The 19,570-nt window shown below is 58.6% G+C and carries 15 protein-coding genes and 2 pseudogenes; 13 read left to right on the top strand and 4 right to left on the bottom strand.

All coding sequences use genetic code 11. From position 1 onward, the window contains the following. Nucleotides 1–22 precede the first annotated feature (22 nt). The 4 genes and pseudogenes from IVB12_RS35560 to IVB12_RS35545 form a co-directional block, all read right to left on the bottom strand. Nucleotides 23–870, bottom strand: a pseudogene (locus tag IVB12_RS35560) (IS110 family transposase); the annotation flags it as partial. A 456-nt stretch (nucleotides 871–1,326) separates the two neighbouring features. After that, nucleotides 1,327–2,706 carry an aspartate aminotransferase family protein gene (locus IVB12_RS35555; RefSeq protein ID WP_247307128.1) on the bottom strand — a complete coding sequence of 460 codons (1,380 nt, stop codon included), beginning with the start codon at nucleotides 2,704–2,706 and terminating at the stop codon, nucleotides 1,327–1,329. A 603-nt stretch (nucleotides 2,707–3,309) separates the two neighbouring features. Further along, complete coding sequence (locus IVB12_RS35550) at nucleotides 3,310–3,531, bottom strand: hypothetical protein (protein ID WP_247307126.1); 222 nt, start codon at nucleotides 3,529–3,531, stop codon at nucleotides 3,310–3,312. 1,476 nt (nucleotides 3,532–5,007) lie between these two features. Beyond that, nucleotides 5,008–5,292 (bottom strand): hypothetical protein, encoded by a 285-nt coding sequence (locus tag IVB12_RS35545; protein ID WP_247307123.1) that lies wholly within the window; start codon nucleotides 5,290–5,292, stop codon nucleotides 5,008–5,010. 224 nt (nucleotides 5,293–5,516) lie between these two features. On the opposite strand from IVB12_RS35545, the gene IVB12_RS35540 reads away from it, so the two are divergent. The 13 genes and pseudogenes from IVB12_RS35540 to IVB12_RS35480 all read left to right on the top strand — a co-directional run bounded on the left by IVB12_RS35540 (nucleotide 5,517) and on the right by IVB12_RS35480 (nucleotide 19,422). Continuing rightward, the gene (locus IVB12_RS35540; RefSeq protein WP_247307121.1) at nucleotides 5,517–6,389 is read left to right on the top strand and encodes a type I restriction enzyme HsdR N-terminal domain-containing protein; all 873 of its coding nucleotides are present in this window, start codon (nucleotides 5,517–5,519) and stop codon (nucleotides 6,387–6,389) included. 92 nt (nucleotides 6,390–6,481) lie between these two features. After that, nucleotides 6,482–7,207: a TIGR02391 family protein gene (locus tag IVB12_RS35535; protein ID WP_247307119.1), complete on the top strand. Its 726-nt coding sequence runs from the start codon at nucleotides 6,482–6,484 to the stop codon at nucleotides 7,205–7,207. Between the two features lie 237 nt (nucleotides 7,208–7,444). Continuing rightward, nucleotides 7,445–7,801 carry a hypothetical protein gene (locus tag IVB12_RS35530; RefSeq protein ID WP_247307116.1) on the top strand — a complete coding sequence of 119 codons (357 nt, stop codon included), beginning with the start codon at nucleotides 7,445–7,447 and terminating at the stop codon, nucleotides 7,799–7,801. Nucleotides 7,802–8,846: 1,045 nt separating this feature from the next. Next, nucleotides 8,847–10,109: a SidA/IucD/PvdA family monooxygenase gene (locus IVB12_RS35525; RefSeq protein WP_247307113.1), complete on the top strand. Its 1,263-nt coding sequence runs from the start codon at nucleotides 8,847–8,849 to the stop codon at nucleotides 10,107–10,109. Then, nucleotides 10,106–12,001: a class I tRNA ligase family protein gene (locus IVB12_RS35520; RefSeq protein ID WP_247307110.1), complete on the top strand. Its 1,896-nt coding sequence runs from the start codon at nucleotides 10,106–10,108 to the stop codon at nucleotides 11,999–12,001. The genes IVB12_RS35525 and IVB12_RS35520 overlap by 4 nt, the downstream gene beginning before the upstream one ends. Next, complete coding sequence (locus IVB12_RS35515) at nucleotides 11,998–13,236, top strand: ATP-grasp domain-containing protein (RefSeq protein WP_247307106.1); 1,239 nt, start codon at nucleotides 11,998–12,000, stop codon at nucleotides 13,234–13,236. The genes IVB12_RS35520 and IVB12_RS35515 overlap by 4 nt, the downstream gene beginning before the upstream one ends. Before the next feature lie 3 nt (nucleotides 13,237–13,239). After that, nucleotides 13,240–14,436, top strand: coding sequence for a saccharopine dehydrogenase C-terminal domain-containing protein (locus tag IVB12_RS35510; protein WP_247307102.1), 1,197 nt, complete (start codon nucleotides 13,240–13,242; stop codon nucleotides 14,434–14,436). Beyond that, entirely contained in the window at nucleotides 14,366–15,601 is a 1,236-nt protein-coding gene (locus IVB12_RS35505) for an ATP-grasp domain-containing protein (RefSeq protein WP_247307099.1), read from the top strand. The genes IVB12_RS35510 and IVB12_RS35505 overlap by 71 nt, the downstream gene beginning before the upstream one ends. Before the next feature lie 20 nt (nucleotides 15,602–15,621). Beyond that, nucleotides 15,622–16,845, top strand: coding sequence for an MFS transporter (locus IVB12_RS35500; RefSeq protein WP_247307096.1), 1,224 nt, complete (start codon nucleotides 15,622–15,624; stop codon nucleotides 16,843–16,845). Nucleotides 16,846–17,525: 680 nt separating this feature from the next. Further along, a pseudogene (locus tag IVB12_RS35495) lies at nucleotides 17,526–17,651 on the top strand (IS630 transposase-related protein); the annotation flags it as partial. A gap of 331 nt (nucleotides 17,652–17,982) precedes the next feature. After that, nucleotides 17,983–18,423, top strand: coding sequence for a YbgC/FadM family acyl-CoA thioesterase (locus tag IVB12_RS35490; protein ID WP_247307093.1), 441 nt, complete (start codon nucleotides 17,983–17,985; stop codon nucleotides 18,421–18,423). Nucleotides 18,424–18,444: 21 nt separating this feature from the next. Then, nucleotides 18,445–18,876, top strand: a complete 432-nt coding sequence (locus tag IVB12_RS35485) for a YbgC/FadM family acyl-CoA thioesterase (RefSeq protein WP_247307576.1) — start codon at nucleotides 18,445–18,447, stop codon at nucleotides 18,874–18,876. A 78-nt stretch (nucleotides 18,877–18,954) separates the two neighbouring features. Continuing rightward, on the top strand, nucleotides 18,955–19,422 hold the full coding sequence (locus IVB12_RS35480; protein WP_247307089.1) for a nuclear transport factor 2 family protein: 468 nt from the start codon (nucleotides 18,955–18,957) through the stop codon (nucleotides 19,420–19,422). The last annotated feature ends 148 nt before the right edge of the window (nucleotides 19,423–19,570 follow it).

The following is a 19,570-nucleotide window of genomic DNA, read 5'->3' as shown; positions in this document are numbered from 1 at the left end:
CGCGGCTGGGTGGACATGCAGACATATGGCGAATGTCGGCCTTGGTGATGCGGCCGCGCCTGACAGACTCCGGTCGATCGTTCGCTCGGCACTAGGCCGAGGAAACCCATGAGTTGACTGGGCTCTACGGCTCACGTCGCCAACCTCGGTCGCGAACGTCGCTGCGACGATCAAATCAACGCCTCGCAACGTTTGAAGCGCCCGCACGAGCGGCTCCAGAGACCAGCCCGAGACAAATTCTTTGATCGTGCGCTCGAGCCGGTCGACCCACTCCCTGCCGACGCGAACTGCTTCAACCATTTCTTGGAGCGCGATCTGATGTGCGGGCTGATCGAATTGTTGTTCCTGAAGCCAGCGCAGATAGCGCATCGTCCAACTCTTCTTGCGAGGACGGGTGCGGTCGTGCTTGAGCATGAAGACGCCACCTGTTGCCGGTGAACCCGCAGCGCCTCAACCGCTGCCGCTCGCGCGCGAACGAGATACCGCATCGCCTCGTGACCTTCATGGGGAACCCATACTGCCGTCAGCTCGCCAGCGCGTAGCAGCCGCGCGAGAGAAGCGGCGTCCCGGCGATTCGTCTTCACCCGATCCCCCGGCTTCCTTGGGAGCAGCGATGGTGCCAACACCGTGCATTCATGGCCCAGCAATCGGATCAGATGACAGAGGCCGTAGCCGGTCGGGCCGGCCTCGTAGCAGAAATGCACGCGGTCGAACCGGTTGGCGATCCGCGCTATGATGCGACCCATGTTGGTTGCCGAAGCATCGACCTCGCCGAAGAAACGAACTTCTCCCTCCCGGCCTGCTTCAGCAATCGGATGGCCTTTCTCAGTTGGCATCGATTCCGACGAATGCTTCCCTATAATCTGCCACGGTTCGTCCTCCTGTGATGAGGATCGGCTCGGTCCGCCCGAGCAACCCTCGGACGCGCAGTGTAAGGCGAGCTATCTCATCGGCAGAGACGGACATACGCTCTTACCGTTCATCGGGGATGACCTCTTTCCACGACCGGCTGTGTTCCACTTTCTAGAAAACAATCGTCGCCCGATTTTAAGTCGCACAACCTAACGCCTATTCACTAGAACTCACTCGTCAGTATCGCGACATAAAGAGTTTTGGTTCCATCACCATGCACGACTTGTTAGGAGTCGAGACGGCAAGCTCGACTGGGACCAATACGTTGCATACTACTTGGGAAGCCGTGCGACGCTGGCGGTATTCCAAAGGGCCAACCGACGGAAACTCGCAGGATCGCTGGAAACGATAATTCCGCCGCATTTTGAAGCGATATCGGCAGTTGCGCGAGGTCGCCAGTGTAAGGCGGACTTTTTAAAAAGTGGCAAAAACAGCATTGACTGCGTCCACTGTACTCTCGACGATGATATCAGCTTCGTGCTTTGTTAAGCACAGCGGCGGCGCGAACCCGAGAATGTCGCCCTGCGGCAAGGCGCGGCCGATGACGCCACGCTCAAGCAGCGCGGCGGCGACCTGCTCACCCACTTTTTTTGATGTATCGAAGAGGGTGCGATTATCCCTATCCTCGACAAATTCCACCGCCGCCATCAGCCCGTCGCCGCGCACCTCGCCGACGTTTCCATGATCGCCCAGCGCCTCAGTCAGTGCGGACTGGAGATAGGCTCCAATATCGCGAGCATTGTTGATCAGGTCCATCTCATCGATTAGCTCAAGATTTGCAATAGCCGCCGCCGCGCAGATAGGATGGGCAGAACAAGTCCAACCATGACCGATACTACCGAGTTGATCGGAGCCTTTCACGAGAACCTGCCAAACCTTGTCCGAAATAATGACGCCGGACAAAGGAGCGTACGCGGAGGTCAGACCTTTTGAGATTGTGATCAGGTCCGGTCTGATGTCGTAGTGGTCGGAACCAAACATCCTGCCCAGGCGGCCGAATCCGGAGACGACTTCATCCGCGATGAGTAGAATGTCGTATTTCTTCAGAACGGACTCTATCTTCGCCCAGTATCCGGTGGGCGGCGGAATAATGCCGCCAGCACCTTGGATCGGCTCTCCGATGAACGCCGCGACTGTATCGGGACCCTCGGCTACAATCATTGCCTCAAGCTTGTCGACGCAGGCTTGGACGAACTGCTCCTCGCTCATGGTCGCATCAGCGCGGCGGAAATAGTAAGGAGCTTCAGTGTGGAGGATCGGCGTACGCGGTAGATCAAAGGCGTTGTGGTACAGTTCAAGGCCTGTCAGCGAGCCTGTCATGACGGTTGAGCCGTGATAGGCTCGCCAGCGAGAGATAATCTTCTTCTTCTCCGGTCGGCCAAGCACATTATTAAAGTACCAAATTAGTTTGATGTTTGTCTCGTTCGCGTCCGAGCCTGATAGACCGAAAAAGACGCGACTCATGCCTTTGGGCGCCCGGTCGATGATCATCCTGGATAGCTTGATCGGGGCTTCTGTGCCGTGGCCATCGTATGCGTGGTAATAGGGGAGTTCGTTCGCCTGCTTTGCAATCGCCTCGGCGATCTTCTGGCGGCCATATCCGACATTCACACAAAAAAGACCCGCAAAGGCGTCAAGGCTGGTTCGCCCAGACTTATCCGTGATGTAGACTCCTTTGCCCCCGCTGATCACGCGCGTTTGAATTTCACCTCGCGCATGCGCGCCGACGTGCGTCCCCGGGTGCAAGAGGTGATCGCGGTCCCAAGCACCGAGTTCGTTGAATCCGTGGGACATTTTCTGCTTCCTCTCCTACTCTCATCAGAGGGTCTCGAGCCCGCCCCCACCTTATGGCTCGATGGGCCCACTTGCTGCCACCGAAAGATTGGAGTCGAATCCTTGTCCGTTCGGCGTTGCGCGTTCAACAATAGCGAAATCGGATGTAGCGAAAAGAGGCCCGGCGCAACCAAAGTTTGTAGTTGCGCCAAAACGATCGTGCGAGCCAAGGCTAAGAGCACGCCGACCTCAAGTAGCGCGTGAGGACGCGTGAACGGAATCGCGGGCAGCTTAGTCGGCTATACAATTTGTTGGTTGGCGGCTGGCAATATCTAACTATTGGGACAGCCAGCTCGAAAGAAGCTCAATCTCGACTGACACGGTCTCTTCGGGAGCAAAAGGCCCGACGGCTCACGCTGGCGGGCTCGACGAAAGGGCCGCAGCGATTGAGCTCGCTGCGGCCTGCGCCGTGTCAAAACGACCGGGTGAAAGAGGTAGGTGCAATATGAACGCTAGCCCCGGTTTGCCGAAGTTTCCCGGCACTTCCGGTTCCGGCCACAACAAATGTGAACAAAAAGCGCCTGCGTGTCCAAAACGCCTCAGCGGCCTGTGCGGCCTATTACATCATTCTGCGGCCTTCAGACCCTGTTCCGTGGGCTCGTAACGCTGCCCGTGCTTCATCAGCCAGCCACCTTCAACCATCTTCTGCGCCAATCCCAGCGAACATGCCGGTTGGCTGCCGCCCGGGGGATATACGCCGGCTTCGCGCTCGACCAGAAAGCCGTACACGCGCGCCAGCCGTAGCGGCTTGAGCATGCCGGGAATGAGGATGACGGAGTTCGTCATTGCTCCCAAAGCGCCCGCCCACCTGAAACGTTCCTAAGCGCTGCCTTGGACAACGAGAACAGGGCGGCGTTACCCAAACAGGAACGGCCGAGGGCCTGACGCTGACCGCGAGGAGGAGGCCCGGGGAGAATGGGATTGCCGACTGGGAAGGTTTGCTGGAGCAGGTAGGCATGCGGGACTGGACCAACACAGTGATGGCCTAAGAGGGAAAGCGCTGCCGGCTCAAAATTGCCGGTCCCCCGGCAGCGCGTTGTCTCAAAACGGGGCACTAAAATCCCAGTTGGTTTCGACTAGGCAAGGGCCGTGCCACAAGCTTGTGACGGGCGCCGCCGGTTCACGCTGGCGGGCATTTTTTAGTTTGTGCACACTAGTCAACATTAAACGCAGTGATTATTCTGGCACGATATCTCGCGTATTTTAAATTATTTAATGGGTTGAGGGATGATGAGTACCTTTGATCAAGTTGTTTTCTATCGCGCCATTTCACTGCAGAAGCGATTTGCATTTCTCGAAGGTCAGATGGCCGAATTGGCCAACCTGCGGAATCGACTGGCGCACGCTGAGTTGCGGCGTTTTCGGTTGAGGGCGAGCAAATCGGCTTTCAAGAAGGTGGCCCGGCGCCGCACCTGTAGATAACCTTCCCTCTCAACCTACACAGAATTGCCAGGCTCCCGCTTCTAAGCCCAAGCTATGGCAACGCGTGGTCGGGTGATTCATGGAGCGGAAGCCGTTTGAAAGCATGTCTCTCGAAGAACTGTGGCAACTGCACACGGTCCAATGATGTTCTCGCCCAGCGGCTAGTGGCGAAGAAAGAAGAGCTCGAACGACGACTGGAGCTGCTTAACCGAGAATACAAGGCTCCGCATTAAGCCGCCTCAGTGGCCCGCCGGTTCGGGGGCCGCTTTGTTCTCGATTCTGGCACTGGGCCTGTTTCCGACATTACTGGCCCCTTTTGATTTCGCAAGGGCCTAATTTGAGTTCTGTATCGTTTGATACTTTGCTGGCCAACGTGCCTTGCTAGTCTTTCCCAAACAGAGGGGGTATGCATGGACCGGCTAAAGCACGCGCGGGGGCAGTTTGAAGTGCCGATCTGCCCTAATTGCCAGATCGGCATGAGGTGGTTTCGATCCGAGTTGGTGCGAGACAATCCACCGACGATGATCGCTCACCTCTTCGTCTGCCCTAATTGCAAGCGCGCTCAGCGCCAGGACCGCGAGATCTCGCCGGTTTGCGTTTCTCCCGGAAAGCTAGCGAGTCCGCGCCTTCGTGTAGTCGGCGAAAATAAGTAAGGCCGCCTCAGTTGGCGGCCTGTTTCGCCTGACACGCGGCGCACGATCAAGGGCGACTGACGCATAGGCTTACTAGTGGGGAGACGGCCCCGGCTTCAGGGGGGCCTGTAGGGGTAGGCCGGGCCGCTCCGCCAGCTCGGCAGGGAGCTAGCGGGACTCACAAGCTCCCTATGGCGGCCTTTGTTCCTCAGGAATCGGCGCGATGCCCCAAGATCGCAAGTCGGGGATTGCCTCGCTCAAAGTCGGGCCGGACATCGGCGCCGCGGCTTCCGCACCACTGACAGACGAACCGCGGTTCGATATCAGATAGCCGCACCTCATCAGCCCAACGATCCGCGTCCAGTGCAACGTGATGGCCGCAGTGGCAATAGACCAGCACACCGCGCACTCCCATGCTCCGCATCTGGCCGAAGGTAATCTTCATCGGGCGGCCGTCTGCGTGTATTGGCGTGTGGCGTTTCGGGCGAGGCATGCCGCCATCCAAGCGGGTTCGTAAGTACCTCGTAAATTATGGATTCCTAGTGGCTCGGAACGCGCGCGAGCTACTGCAGATCGTATTGTGGAAAGGTCGTCTCAATCGGCAGCTAAGGTACACATCCGGCTCACTTGGACAGACAAAGCAGCAAGCCCAGGACGAGATCCCGAGAGACAGCCAAACTTTGACTAAATGGGGGCTTGTGCTCGCCGAAAGGTTGCATGATGCTCACGCCCATATTTCTGGGGCGAATCATGGCGAAACTCTCAACCAAAGTCGCGACGCGGATCATCACTCAACTCAAGAGATACCAAAGCGTATTAGCGGGGCTGCTGAAGCGCGATGTTAGTGAAGCCGACACGGTCACTGTCGTCAACGATATGCTTTCCGACATCTGCGGCTATGACAAGTATCTACATGTCACCAGCCAATATGCGATCCGCGGCACCTATGTTGATCTTGCTGTGAAAGTTGACGACGACATCCGGTTCATTATCGAGGTCAAGGCCATTGGGATCGATCTCAAGGATGCCCATGTCAAGCAAGCCATCGATTACGCTGCCAACGAGGGTATTGAGTGGGTAGTGCTCACGAACGGCGCCCACTGGCGAATCTACAAGGTGCATTTCGGCCAGCCGATTGAGAAAATCCTCGTTTGTGAGTTTGACGCTATCGAGGAAAGCGCCAAGAGCCCTGAAGCTCTTGAATGCTTCGGAAATCTGAGCCGCGAGGGCTTCTCAAAGAGCACAATGGCCGAGTTCCTGCTGCACAAGCAGGTCACGAACAAGTTCACAGTCGCAGCCGTTCTGCAGACTGACTTCATCCTGGAGATTTTGCGCCGCGAGATTCGTCGGATGAGCTCCGGCGTGAAGGTGGAGGTCGACTACCTGAAGACGTTGTTGCGCGAGGAGGTCATCAAACGCGACTTGATTGATAGTGATGAAGCGAAATCGGCTCTCCAGAACATCAAGCGTTTGCAGCGGGCTGCGACGCGGAAAAAGGCTGCACCGAAAGCTGCAGATGAAGAAGCTCCGATAGTCGCCCCGGTTGAAGATGCTTCCGCGTCCACGCCGCGAGCGGTCGCCATTCCTTGACTAACGGGGAGTTTTCGTTTGGGCGGTTTGATGGTTAGTGCGTTAGAGCGGTTTGATCGGAAGTGGGCTGTTATTGAATAAGAGCGCTGGAAGTGCCGAAGCCTTTCAACCAGTCCTTCAATTCGATTGAGCAGTTGGAGAGAGCGACGCCTGAGCAGGTCGGTGTCGCAATAGTACTTCATATGCAGGTAAATGGTGGGCGGTTCTCACCGCACAACTTTCAATCCGAAATCAACCACTTCTTCGGCTATCAAGGTTCGCCGCCGTGGCTGATGCAGAGGGTTTCGGAAGGAATGATGTGGGCCCAGCAGATGCTCCTCGCGGTGCCTGACCTGAGCCAGCCTCACGCCGTATGGTACGTTTTGAGCAGAACGGGCGTTGAGTTCGAGCCGACGACTGATCTGGAGAGACTTCAAATCGAGCGGCTTCTTCCGGAGTTTCTGTTACATCCCGATGTGCGAGACGCATCAGCGGAGATATTCAAGATAGGCCGTTACGACGCTGCCGTGTTCGAGGCGTTCAAGCTAGTGGAGACTAAAATACGAGAAGCCGCAGACTTGCCGGCGGAGGCACATGGCATGCCGATGGTGGCCAAGGCGTTCAATGCGGAGAACGGGCCCTTGATGCTCTCAGCTGATCCCGCCGGCGAGCGTCAAGGGATGCAGCAATTCATGACGGGTGCAGTGAGTGTGTTTAAGAACCCAAGAAGCCATAGGAACGTTGATCTTTCAGACCCTAAAGAGGCGGCTGAGATGCTCATCATCGCCAGTCACCTTCTGCGGATCGTTAACAGTAGGCGTGCTCAATCGAGCGCCTAGTTCAAGCGGCGATGCAAGAGGCCATTACGCTGCGGCGGCTGGTAGGCTGATGCGGCCCTAGAAGGTGCTGTAACTCAAACAAAAAGGGCCCGCAAAGCGGCCCCTGTCCAAGCACTGCAAAATAGAAACTCTTAATGGAAATTAGCCATTCTCGCGTCTTGATGTTGGCGTTCAGAGGTCACCTGCTCATCATCTTGCAAAGCGACACGATCATGGGCGACGACGACGCGCTCATTCGTGCGCCTGGCTGTGCGCTCGGCGACCTGCCTCACCTTTCCAGATCTTCCTTCCGAATTGGGACCTTTGCCACTTTCCCCTCCTGATTTGGCCACGAATCAGATTGCACTGAATTTTGATAAGGTTCCCAATGACGTCCACGACCAAACCGACACTTTTGCCCGAGCTGGTATTCGGCATCGTGGGCCCCACGGGGTGAACATCGACGCAATCCGCGACAGTCTGACCGCCGCGTTACGCGCCCTTAGCTATGAGGCCTTCCCGATACATCTGACCAAGGAGATGCTCAAGGCGCATCAATACCAGTTGCAGAAATTTCCTGTCGAAGATCCGTCGGAGCGGAAATTTCTATGCTGAGGTGACGTACAAAATCGGGTACGCAAACGCTCTGTGCAAGGAATTTGGTGATGCGGCAACGATCGCGGGGATCGCGATGCGGGCCATCTCAGATGAACGTCGAAGAATTTCCCGCAATCCCGCGACCCATCTCGTTTTACACCGATCGGCTTTTCACTCGCGCCGAGAACCCTCAACAAATTTAATGCACGTTGAACGGTCGTAACCTCACTGCCGGTTCGATGGCGATCGCTTGGGGGACGTTTGCTCATCGAAGCACCTCAGATTGCTTGCTCGAGGCGCAATAGACCTGCGGCGCTGGGCCACCGTAGGGCCGGTCATCCCGCACATAAGCCCAGATCCGGCCGGTCGTGCACTTGCTCTTGGAACGACGATCATTGGCTCGAACTACCTGCTGCCCGGCAACAATCCGTTCTACGAGCTTTCCATGAAGCTGTGGGAAGGGCTGGAAAGCACCCTTGTCAATTCGCGGTAACAGCATGGCTTCTTGCAGAGTTTATCGCGCGCGAAGAAGCGGCAGCTGGCGAGGGCGCGCTCAGGGAACGGGAGCTGCGAGGCCCAAAAAGGGAATGCAGAAGCCTCACTGAGTAGGTGAGGCAGATCAACCGGCGGTACCGCGCGCCCGCGCCGCGCGATTCCCGGAGAGAACGATTGCCGGGCTGTGCAGGCCACCGAACTCACAACGACCTTGTCGGATATGACGCAGCCCCGATCGTCAGCCTTGAGACAATTCGTGCACGTGACGCGACGCTCGATTCAAGCGTCTCGCCGATAGTTGTATCAAGCGCTTGCAGAAGCGCCGCGATTTCAGTTCGGCACGCCGCTTGCTTCATGCAAGGAGCATCACGAAGCAACCGATGATGTAGGGGCGGACCCAGCGCGTGTACCCAGCGCATCTACTCTGCGCCGGGGCCGCCTCTTCTACTCTCTCAACGCGGCACGAGCCGATTACGTTTGTCTGCTAGCTCGACTCATGCATTCAACGCACCGCCCGCACCATTTCTAGTTGGTCGTGAAGAGGGCCGGCACATGGGAGCTTCATCGCATGTATGACGTAATTGGTATCGGAATTGGTCCGTTTAATCTCAGCCTTGCCGCTCTCATGAAGCCGACCGGACTACGGTGCTTATTCATTGACGATAAGCCGAGTTTTGCCTGGCACGCCGGGATGGCATTTTCGAACGCTAAGTTACAAGTGTCACATGTCAAAGACTGTGTGTCGCTCGTAGATCCAACCAGTTCGTTTTCATTTCTCAACTTTTTGCACCGAAGTGGGCGGCTCCACGCGTTCGTCAATCGACGGTCCGGTGCAGTCTCTCGCAAGGAGTTTTTTCAGTATTTCGCCTGGGTCGCAGATCAGCTTCCGTATCTTAGATTTGGGCAAAAGGCACTGGATGTGCGGCCCGAAATATCACATTTCCGCGTCACGACCACTGAGGCGGAATATCAGGCCCGACATGTCGTACTTGGGCTCGGAATCTGCCCCGACGTGCCGGATTGCGTGCGTCCCTTGTTGGGCGAACGCGTCTATCACGTGGCAGACTATCTCAATAGGGCGCCACCGGCCGCAGGAGAACGAGTCTTGCTCGTCGGCGGGGGACAAAGCGGCAGCGAGGTGATGGAACAGCTGCTCGCGGGCCCACCCCTGAAGCAGATACTTTGGGTTACGCCGCGCGACAACCTTGAACCGAGGGACGACTGCGCATTCACCAACGAGTATTATACGCCTGCCTATTTCCGCCACTTTCAAGCTCAGCCGCTCTCACGTCGGCGCGAATGGGTGCAGGTCAAGAGGCTGAGCAGCGACGGCGTATCGCTGGATCTCGCAAATCAACTCTTCGACAAAATCTATGAACGTCGCTTCGTCGACAGTGAGAACGACGGCGTCCGGTTGATCGTCAGTGCTTGCCTCGAAGGTTTGCGGCAGAATGGAGCGGGCTTCGAAGTTACGCTCAAGTGCACCGAGACCGCAGCAACACGCAGGGCGCCGGTCGACCGTGTGATCTTGGCCACCGGTTTTGTCCGCCACACGCCGCCATTCTTCGACTGCATCATGCAGCTCGCCTGTATTGAGGATAGTTTGCCCAGGATCAGATCGGACTATTCACTGGAGAGCCGGATAGCCCTGCCAGGCAAGATCTACTTCCAGAACAGAACCAGCATCCAGCATGGTTTGCAGAACGCGAATCTGTCTCTCGTCGCCTATCGCAACGCAACGATCGTCAACAGCATCATGGGAAAGGAGTTCTATCCGGTGGACATGGATCCATCGATGTTGTCGCGTCTGGCTGAGCTGGAGGAGGAATGATGAGAAAGCTGCGCGATAACATCGTGGCACGCCATTTTAGGGCCTCTAAATTTGCCCTCGAGAGTGGCGAGTCCACGCGCTTGGATTGCCACGCCGACAACGAGATGTTGTTCGTGTTCTCCGGCACCGGCTCCGTCACCTATGGCGACGGGTCGCTCTCTACCACACAGCTCCGCCCCGGAGACATGCTGCTGATGTCTCCGTTCACTGCCCATCTTATCAAGAACGATGGGGCGGAACTCCTGGTCGTGGGAAATGCTTGGTGGGAAGACCGGCAGACCGTTGACGAAAGCGTCAAAGCCCCCACCAAGGCGCCGCGCACCCGCCTCGTTCTGCCGAGCTTTACAACGCCGAACGGGCGGATGCATGTTGGGCATCTGGCGGGGCCGGTCGTCGCTGCCGACATGTTTACGCGAGCGCAAAGGACACTTGGGCTCGACTGTTACCAGCTTTGTGGGACATTGGGCTTTCAGACGCATGTGGCGATCACCGCTGCGCGCGAAGGGCGGAGCTACCACGAAACCTCGCGCGCCTACTCGGATGATTTTCTCGCTAACTACCGTCTGCTGGGGGTAGACTTCGATGTGTTCGCGACGCTCGACGAATTGCCGCGTTTCGAACGGGTCGCTCGCGAGTTCTTAGCCACGCTGGACGCCGGCGACCATCTCATCGAGAAAACTGCCCGCGTTCCGTATTGTGAGCACGGACACGGATACTTGTTCGAAGCCCACGTGCGCGGCTCCTGCCCGCACTGTGGCGAAGGGATCAGCTCGGAATGCGAGAACTGCGCGCTGTTCGTGCCGGATGAAGAGCTGATGGATCCGGTCTGCAATCATTGCAACCGGCCGGCAGCGTGGCGGCCGCTGAAGCGCATGTTCGTGCCGCTGGAGCCGCATCGCGCCGTGCTCGAGCGATACCTGATGTCGGGGGCCTACGTCGGCAAAATGCCGGATTTCGTCGCCCGGGTGTTGCAGCGCAAGCTGCCGGACATTCCGCTCGGAATCTGTTCATCGGACGGACTTGCTCTCCCGTTGCACGGGCAAGAGGACCAGAACCTCTATTCGGCCGTCGAGCTCGCCCCCCGCTTCTTGACGGCACAGGATATGCTTGCCTCCCGTGCGGAGCTCGGCTCGGATGAGGTCGAGCTCGTGCTCTTTTTTGGCTCCGACAACGCGTATCTGCGCTGCATCACCTTCCCAATCCTGCTCCACCTTTACGACGCGAGCAGATTTCGCATCGTGGGTTTTTTTGGCAACGAATTCTACCAGCTTGACGGCCGTAAGCTCTCCACCTCGCGGGCCCATGTCATATACGCCGACGATCTCACCCGCCAGGGAATTCCGGCCGACTGGCTGCGCCTATATGTCTGCCATACCCGTCCATCGGTTGCCCCGACGAGCTTTAGCTTTCGTGAGGCCTTTGACTGGATCGAACGGCGCCGCGGCCTGCTGGCATCCGTCATTCATCACATCAGCCAGTCGGTCGAAACGCGTCACCGCGGGACGGTGCCGGAGGCCGGCACTTGGGAACGCCTGCATCGCGCATTCTATCAACAGCTTTGCGAGCGTCAGCAAGAGGGCCGGCGGCTATTCTCGGTCGAAGGATTCGACCCGCGGCGGATCGCGGAGCTAATCGACCGCTTGCTTCACGACCTTGATGGATTCGCAACAGAAGCGCTTGGCGCGCGCTATCACCCGGGCATCGAGCGCGCCGCCTGCGCCCTCAGCGTTGCCGGCCTGCGGCTGTGGGCGACGCTTGCCTGGCCGGTGATGCCCGGGCTCTGCACCGCCCTCCTGGGGCGCCTTGGCATTCGAGAACCGCCATATCTGAACCACGCTTTGCAATGGGTTCCGGCGGGGCGATCCTTCGACACCGGAGGCTGGGCTGTATGACGGAGTTTCTCCTCTATATCAATTATCGCCGACTCATACGAGAAAGCATTCGTGCATTCGAAGCGGCACATCGGCTCGGATACCACGTCGCTGTGCTTGGTCAGCCGCTGCCACCGGAACTTGCCTGCTACGTCGACGAGTGGCGCCAATGTAATCCCGCAAGCCTTGTCTCGCTCGAGAGCGCCGTCGAGGAGATCAGAAAGTGTATCCAAATTGCCGGCGTGGTCTGCTTTACGGAAACTGCTGTGGAAGCCTGCGCCATCCTTGCCGCGAAATTGCGGCTGCCCGGGTTGCCGCACGCATCCGTGTCCGCGGTGCGGGACAAATCGATACTGCGCGAGCGAACTCAGTCGGTTTCCGGCCTCACGCACCGCCTTTTGCAGAATGATAGCGATCTGGAAGAGTTCATCAGTGTGGCGGGACTCCCGGTCATCGTGAAACCGGTGAACGCCTCGGGCAGCACCGGAATCTACCTCCTTCGCGAGCCTGCCGACCTGAATGTCTTTCATTCCACTAGCAAGAAGATCGCCAATCCGTCGTACGACCCGACTTTGCGACGGGAAACGCTTACGTTCCTGGCGGAACGTTATATCGGCGGGCAGGAGGTGAGTGTGGAAGGGTACGTTTGCAGCGGTGAAGTCACCGTTGTCGGGATCACGCACAAGCTCACCTCGGATCCTTATTGCCTGGAGGTGCGGCATATTTTCCCTGCCGACCTCGATGGTGAGATGCGCAGCATGATTGAAGCAAAGACCAAAGATTACGTGCTGGCGCTGTGCCTGGACAATGCATCCTTCCACCTCGAAGGCAAGTACGACGGCCCGCAGTTCGCGCTCATTGAGGTTGCTGCCCGGCCGGGAGGCGATTACATCGCGTCGCATCTGGTCCCGCTTGCGTTGCACTATGACTTCTACGAAAACCTTGCTCGCATTGCGGTGGGCACGGCGCCTCTGCCTCCGCCCGCGCCGCAGCGGGTGGCCGGGATCCATTACGTCTTGGCCAAACAGGAAGGGCGGCTGCTCGGCTACCGCGGCCTCGAGGCGGTTCTCGATCACCCTTGGGTCGAGCAGGCGATCGTCGAAACATCGATTGGTACACACATTGTACTTCCGCCGAGCGATTTCCGTCTTCAACGTCTGATCGCGGTGATCAGCACCGCGCCGAGCCAAGCGCTGCTCACGAAGCACCTCGATTGGGTATCGGAGACGATCACCCCAGTCTTCGCCCTCGAGTGAAACATGCAGACGGACGTCATAGGCGCTGGTGCGATGGGCAGGGGAATGGCGGCGCTGCTGCGCGACGCCTTTCCGCACTGGACGGTCCGCCTCATCGACCGCGATATGAGCGCGCTCACGGCTGTGCGCGAGGCATGGAAATGTGAGATATTGTGCACCGACCAGCCGCAGCAGGCAGAACTCGCCCCCGTCGTGATCTGTGCCGCCACTTGGCCGGTCACGCTGGGTGTGATCGAGAGCCTAGCGAGCCACGCTGCACGTGGTTTGCTGGTGAGTATCAGCCGGCCTGCTGCCGAGGACGTGCCACGCGTGCAGCAAGCGCTGATCCAAGCTCCGAGTCTTGCGACGGTTCTGCCCTGCGGGCTGGAGCCGGGGCTGACGGAGATCCTGGCGGGCTATCTGCTGGAATCCACTGAGGAGGTGCAGTCCCTTCGTATCTGCTGCGGTGGGATCGTAGTGCCACGCCCGGCCAATCCTCTCGGCTACAAAAGACTCTTCGGCACTTCGCACCTCCCCCTCGCCAAGCGCGACGCCTATTGCATCCGCGATGGCGCCCTTTGCGTCGTTCCGCGGTTTTCCGATGTTCAACAACTCGCTTGGCCCGGCATCGGGGTGCTCGAGCACTGGCATGACGGGATGCAGCCGCGGCTCTCGGAGCATCCGAAATTGTCGCGGCCGGGTGTCGATGCCGACCAACGCACATTGCGTTGGGCCAGATATGTCGAACTGGTCGCATTGCTCGATCAACTCGGCGTATTGGCCGAGGATGCCGTGGACCAAAATACGGGCCTCACCCCAAAGCAGCTTTTCGAGCGGGCCACCCAGCGCACCTTCGGCTTGGCGGAGAACGAACAGACAAAGACGCTTCTGGCAATCGATCTCGCCGGAAGTCGGCACGGGCGACGGTCTGTGCAGGGTTTGCGGCTCACCTTCACCGACCGCGTCGACGTGCGCTCGATGGCTCTGGCCACCTGCTTGCCCGTGGTGTTCCTGGTCAACTGGCTGACGGGCGCCGGAAAAGCCGTTGGCGGATTTCACTATCCGGAGACCATTATCACCCCGCAGATAGCGCCGGTCATGCTCGACTGGCTCGAGCGTCGAGGTGTCGAGATAACAATGGACAGATGTGATGACGATGCGGAAGAAGGCACTGCTGGTCTTGGGCGGAGAGAGCGAGATTCAGTCCCGTCACCTCTATGATCAGGCGCGGGCGCAAGGCTTGCGGGTGGTGTTGACGGACACGCCCAAGCGTCTCGAGCAGGCCATTCAATTGCATGATCTCGCCGATGAGGTCCACCCTCTCGACTTCGAGGATGTGAGCGGCTGTCTCAGGTGGGTTGGCAAATATCCCCGACGCGAGCTTCTTGCCGGAGCATTCAGCTTCAAAGAAAAAGCGCAGCCGGCGATCGCCGCGCTGGTTCGCCGCTTTGGATTCAATGGCCCCAGCGAGCGTGCGCATGAGTGCACCACTAACAAGTTTGTCTGCCGAGACACCTTGCGGGCGGCCGGATTTGCCCAGCCGGAAGCCAGGCTGTGCCGATCCGGCGAGGCAATCGATCAGGCGTTCGCCGAGCTCTCGCGCCGGCATCGCAAACTCATCCTTAAGCCGATGATCGGGTATGGCAGCGAGAACGTCTTTCTGGTGGATAGCGCGACGGCTCTTGCCACTGCGCTTGCGCAGCTCAGGCCGGCAAGCGAGCGGCCCTTCTTGCTCGAATCGTTCGTCGAGGGCCGGGAGTTCAGCGCGGAGGGCTTGTGTGTCCGTGGCTTGCCGAGGGTCTTGAGCTTGACGCAAAAATTCGTGATCGGCGGTGGCAATTTCGTCGAGTGCGGCCATGTGGCGCCGGCCGATCTTCCGCCTGCTTTGTGTGAGCGCGCGATCACGGTCGTGCAGAGCGCCGTGCATTCCGTCGGTCTGACTTTCGGCATGTTTCATGCGGAGTTCTGGGCTTGCGATGCCGGCGAGATCGTCATGGGGGAAATTCACTCCCGACCCGGAGGCGACTACATTACGCACCTGACACAGCACGTGACCGGGATCGCTTATTACGGCAGCGTGTTTGCCCAGATGCTGTGCGCTGATGCCGGCGTGGTGATGCTTCCCGCGGCCCACTGCGGAGCCGCCGGCATCCGATACTTCGTCCCGCCCGCCGGCAGGGTGACGGAAATCACCGGATATGATCGTCTGCCCGAAATGCCTGGCTATGCCGGTGCCGCGCTGTTGATCAAAGTCGGTGACACCGTGAAGCCCGTCCGCCACTCGTTCGACCGCGTTGGTCATGTGCTTGCCACCGGGGCGAGCGCCACCGAAGTTAAGGACCGGCTCGAGCGCATGATCATGGCGGTCGCCATCACCGTTCAATGATGAACAGCCCGCGCGCAATCATGCTCAAACCGAAGCCCACGCAGCGTATGTTCTGGAACGTGTTCGCTCAGAATTTTCTCAATAACTACGGCTACTTTGCGCCGCTCTCTGTGCTCGGCATCTATCTCCTCGACCGATCGCTCTCGGCGGCTCAGGTCGCTACTCTGTTGCTGCTCCTGTCCGCTTCCGGCCGAGCGTCGCGCGCCTTATTCGCTCCACTACTGGACCGCATTCCCACGCGTTATTCCCTGACGACAACCTATCTCGTGATGGGGGCGGGCTATATCATCGTGGCGGAGAGCGCCGCGTTTGTCGGGACCGCGCTCGGACTGTTTATGGTCGGCACCGCTTACGGGTCGTGTAGCTTGCTGCTGCGCGTAATTACGGTCCGCCTGCGCGAGGATCAATCTCTCCGTTTGATGCTAGTGAAGCTCGCCGTGGGGACGAATATCGCTGCCGCGCTCGGACCGTTGCTCTCGAGCCTGCTGTACGTGCAAATGGCGCCGAGCGCCCCCTTTCTCGTCACCGGCTTGGTGATGGTGTCGGGTGGGTTAGTCTGCCATGCCTTTTTGGGGAACGAGCTGCCAGTACTGGACCGCGGCGGCAAGTGGTGGAAGTCGCTGCTGCACAGTGCAACGCGGTCCGACCTTCGCTTGGTATTCGTGGCGACTGCCTTCACGTGGTTCGCCCTGGCACAGATCTTTTCGTTTGCGCCGATCATGCTAGGCCGCTTGTTGGCCGGCCCGGAAATCGTTTGGACGATTGCCGGCCTCAATGCCGCCTTGGTGGTAGGGGCATCGATGCCGCTGATGAAGGCGCTCGAGCGCGCGCATGTCGACGACGTCGGGTCGCTGATCTTGTCGGCGGTCCTGGTCCTGGCGTGTTTCGCGCTGCTATCAGGGTTCGTGAACCTGTTCACGCTCTACCTCGCCGTCGCATTGTTGACGGTCGTGGAGATTGTCGCCCTGCCGTCGTTGTCGGTGTTGCTTGTCCAGAATACCCCGGGAAGGGATCACCTAGCCTTGCTAGGCATCAACGCCATCGGTATGGGTCTCGGAGAAGCACTCGGCAATTTTGTTGGAGCTGTGCTCGGCAGCGCGGAGCTTCACAACACGTTCGCTTTCGCGGGAATTGCCGCCCTTTATGGTCTGGGTGCGATGTGGCTGTACCGTTTTCGCAGCAAGATGCTGGATATTGGTGGCCGGAAGGCCACGCAGGATGGCATTGACGTCGAGCGATCCTAGAGAATGCGTTTTCACCGCCGGCCTGGACTTCAACGATCGGCTCGACAAGCACATGGTCCTGCTGCGCGGGTGGCCCCCAGTCGCCGCGCAAAGCTATTTCTAAGACGGCTATCTGCTATCGTTCCGTGCTGGCCATTGCGCTATTTGTGAAGATGGGCATCCCATCCGAGTACTAAGATCGTTCTTCGTAAGGGGTGCATTTACCTGTCAACCACGTTAGCGGCTTCTACCTAGCTCGTGCAGCTCCACGGAGGCGCGATCACCGGATGCTCGTTCCGCTTGATCACGGCAAGAAAGAAGTTGGATAGGGGAAATAGGAGCACACTTTAGGCCGCCCGTTGTAGGCTCGATCGGCAGGATCCGATCGTCATCATCGCAATCAAACCGCGCCCACAAACCGACGAATAAACCGCGGGAACAACAAGCAACACCGGCTCGGAAGTTGGGCTTTCGCCCCGCTCCAAGGAGGCGCCCTGATACTCCGAAAGCACAGTTAGAAAACATTCATGGTACTGGCTACGAACTGTCCTTGTTCAATTCACTCAACCGATACTCACCGTTTTCTTTGACCAGCACATGAGCGGCGGCAATTAGAGCATTTTCCGACCGGAATGAATCGGTGGGGATTCCCAAAGCGGCACGAGTCAAATTCAAGGGACATGCTGACGAAGGAGGTCAGCATGTATGACCAGCGCGCGTTTTCAGTTGATCTTCGCCAGAGGGTGGTAGCCGCGATTGACGGTGGCTTGTCCTGTCGACGGGCTGCTGAGCGTTTTGGTATCAGCGCGGCCAGCGCGATCCGTTGGCGCAGTCGCCTCGAGGAAGTGGCGACGTCGTTCCTAAACGTCAGGGCGGGGACCGCAAATCGCAGCGCATCTAAGCACACGCACAATTGATCTTAGACGCGGTGAGAGCGAAGCCGGATATCACGCTCGCCGAGCTACAAGAGCTATTGAAGCGTTGTGGCATATCGGCCGGCATCGCGTCGCTCTGGGTGTTGCGTGTCCCTACAATCAAGAGTCTAGGTGCATCCCAAGCAAAGTTCAAACCCAAAGCGATGGCGCTTGCTGAGGAAGGTGCCTCTATGCAAGACAATCGGCTCCGAAGTGCGAGAAGTGCAATAAGAGAAATCCCCCTGTGACAGTATCTCTTGACGGCGAAATTCGCGATGGCCGCCATCATATGCAGGTCCGTATCTATTTCGAAGATACGGACGCCGGCCAGATTGTTTATCACGCGAATTTCTTGCGCTTCATGGAACGCGGCAGAACAAATTACTTGCGTCTGCTCGTAACGGATCAGCAAGAGCTCCTCAAAGAAGCGCAGGAAGATGCGCCAGGCTTTGCTTTCGTAGTCCGTTCGATGAGTATCGATTTTCTAAAGCCAGCAATCCTGGACGACCTACTTGAAGTTGTCACGGTTCCAGAAGAGGTAAGGGGGGCGTCGATTACCCTGCTGCAGGAGTGCAGGCGCGGGGACGATCTTTTGGTCACGGCCCGCGTGCGCGCGGCGTTTATCTCAGGCGGAAAAGCGCAACGTATCCCGAAGGGGCTGCGGTTCGCCATGGGAGGAGCATAGAAATCTACGTTTGTTTACGCTATAGCCCTCCAACGTCCCAATGAAATCAAGGCGCTGTGTTGCGATGTTGGCAAGCCAGAGTTCTCCGGCATCGTCTATCATGCCAATTATCTGCGCTATATGGAGCGCGGGCGGACCAATCATCTGCGGCTGATGGGCGCCGAGCAGCAGGCGCTATTCGATCAGCCCGAGACCGACGGCGCCGGCTTCGCCTTCGTGGTGCGCTCGATGCATCTGGACTTTTTGAAGCCGGCGCGGATGGACGACGTGCTCGACGTCGTGACCTGGCCGATCGCGGTGAAGGGCGCTTCCATCATGCTGGCGCAGGAGGTGCGCCGGGCTGAGGATGTGCTGGTGAAAGCGGAGGTGCGCGTCGCCTTCATCAGCGGCGGCCGCGCGCAGCCGATTCCGAAATCGATCCGCACCTTGATGAAGGCCGATCAGATTTCGTGATCGCCCGATTTGCAGTGGCCTATCGACTCCGCCAATTGCAGCGATAGATTGCGGCCCCAACCAACCGATGAGGCCATCATGTCGCGCCCGCCGCTTCCGCCCTTCACGAGAGAGACCGCTGCGCAAAAGGCGCGCATGGCCGAGGACGCCTGGAATTCGCGCGATCCGGCGCGCGTCGCGCTCGCCTATACCGAGGACAGCCGCTGGCGCAATCGTTCTGAAGTCTTTCAGGGCCGCGAGGCAATCGTTGCATTCCTCACCCGCAAATGGGAGAGGGAGCACGACTACCGCCTGATCAAGGACCTCTGGGCGTTCGACGGCAACCGCATCGCGGTGCGCTTCCAGTACGAATGGCACGATGCCGGCGGCCAATGGTATCGCTCTTACGGCAATGAGCAGTGGGAGTTCGATGAGAACGGCCTGATGAAGCGGCGCGAGGCTTCGATCAACGACATTGCGATCGCCGAGAAGGACCGCCGCTTTCACTGGCCCGCGCCGGGGCCGCGGCCGGCGGATGTGCCGGGGCTGGGAACGGATCCGTTCTGATGTTTCGCGAGATAGGGCGGCGAGCGCGCTGCACCCTCTCCCACAAGGGGCTACGGGATGCCCGAAAGTGATTCCCAGCGATTTCTGGATGTGATTCAAAGCTTTGACCGGTGCGGTAGGAGCTTTGAATGTCATTCGGCGATATCCG

Origin of the sequence: Bradyrhizobium sp. 179, from assembly GCF_023073535.1 — a bacterium.
Lineage (GTDB): Bacteria > Pseudomonadota > Alphaproteobacteria > Rhizobiales > Xanthobacteraceae > Bradyrhizobium.
Note: the sequence above shows the minus strand (reverse complement) of the source record. Positions and strands in the feature narration are given on the sequence as shown.

Excerpts from the sequence above, each read along its gene's own strand:
- IVB12_RS35555 (WP_247307128.1), bottom strand. The coding sequence starts at position 2,706 with ATGTCCCACGGATTCAACGAACTCGGTGCTTGGGACCGCGATCACCTC.
- IVB12_RS35550 (WP_247307126.1), bottom strand. The coding sequence starts at position 3,531 with ATGACGAACTCCGTCATCCTCATTCCCGGCATGCTCAAGCCGCTACGG.
- IVB12_RS35545 (WP_247307123.1), bottom strand. The coding sequence starts at position 5,292 with ATGCCTCGCCCGAAACGCCACACGCCAATACACGCAGACGGCCGCCCG.
- IVB12_RS35540 (WP_247307121.1), top strand. The coding sequence starts at position 5,517 with ATGATGCTCACGCCCATATTTCTGGGGCGAATCATGGCGAAACTCTCA.
- IVB12_RS35525 (WP_247307113.1), top strand. The coding sequence starts at position 8,847 with ATGTATGACGTAATTGGTATCGGAATTGGTCCGTTTAATCTCAGCCTT.
- IVB12_RS35520 (WP_247307110.1), top strand. The coding sequence starts at position 10,106 with ATGATGAGAAAGCTGCGCGATAACATCGTGGCACGCCATTTTAGGGCC.
- IVB12_RS35515 (WP_247307106.1), top strand. The coding sequence starts at position 11,998 with ATGACGGAGTTTCTCCTCTATATCAATTATCGCCGACTCATACGAGAA.
- IVB12_RS35510 (WP_247307102.1), top strand. The coding sequence starts at position 13,240 with ATGCAGACGGACGTCATAGGCGCTGGTGCGATGGGCAGGGGAATGGCG.
- IVB12_RS35505 (WP_247307099.1), top strand. The coding sequence starts at position 14,366 with ATGACGATGCGGAAGAAGGCACTGCTGGTCTTGGGCGGAGAGAGCGAG.
- IVB12_RS35500 (WP_247307096.1), top strand. The coding sequence starts at position 15,622 with ATGCTCAAACCGAAGCCCACGCAGCGTATGTTCTGGAACGTGTTCGCT.
- IVB12_RS35480 (WP_247307089.1), top strand. The coding sequence starts at position 18,955 with ATGTCGCGCCCGCCGCTTCCGCCCTTCACGAGAGAGACCGCTGCGCAA.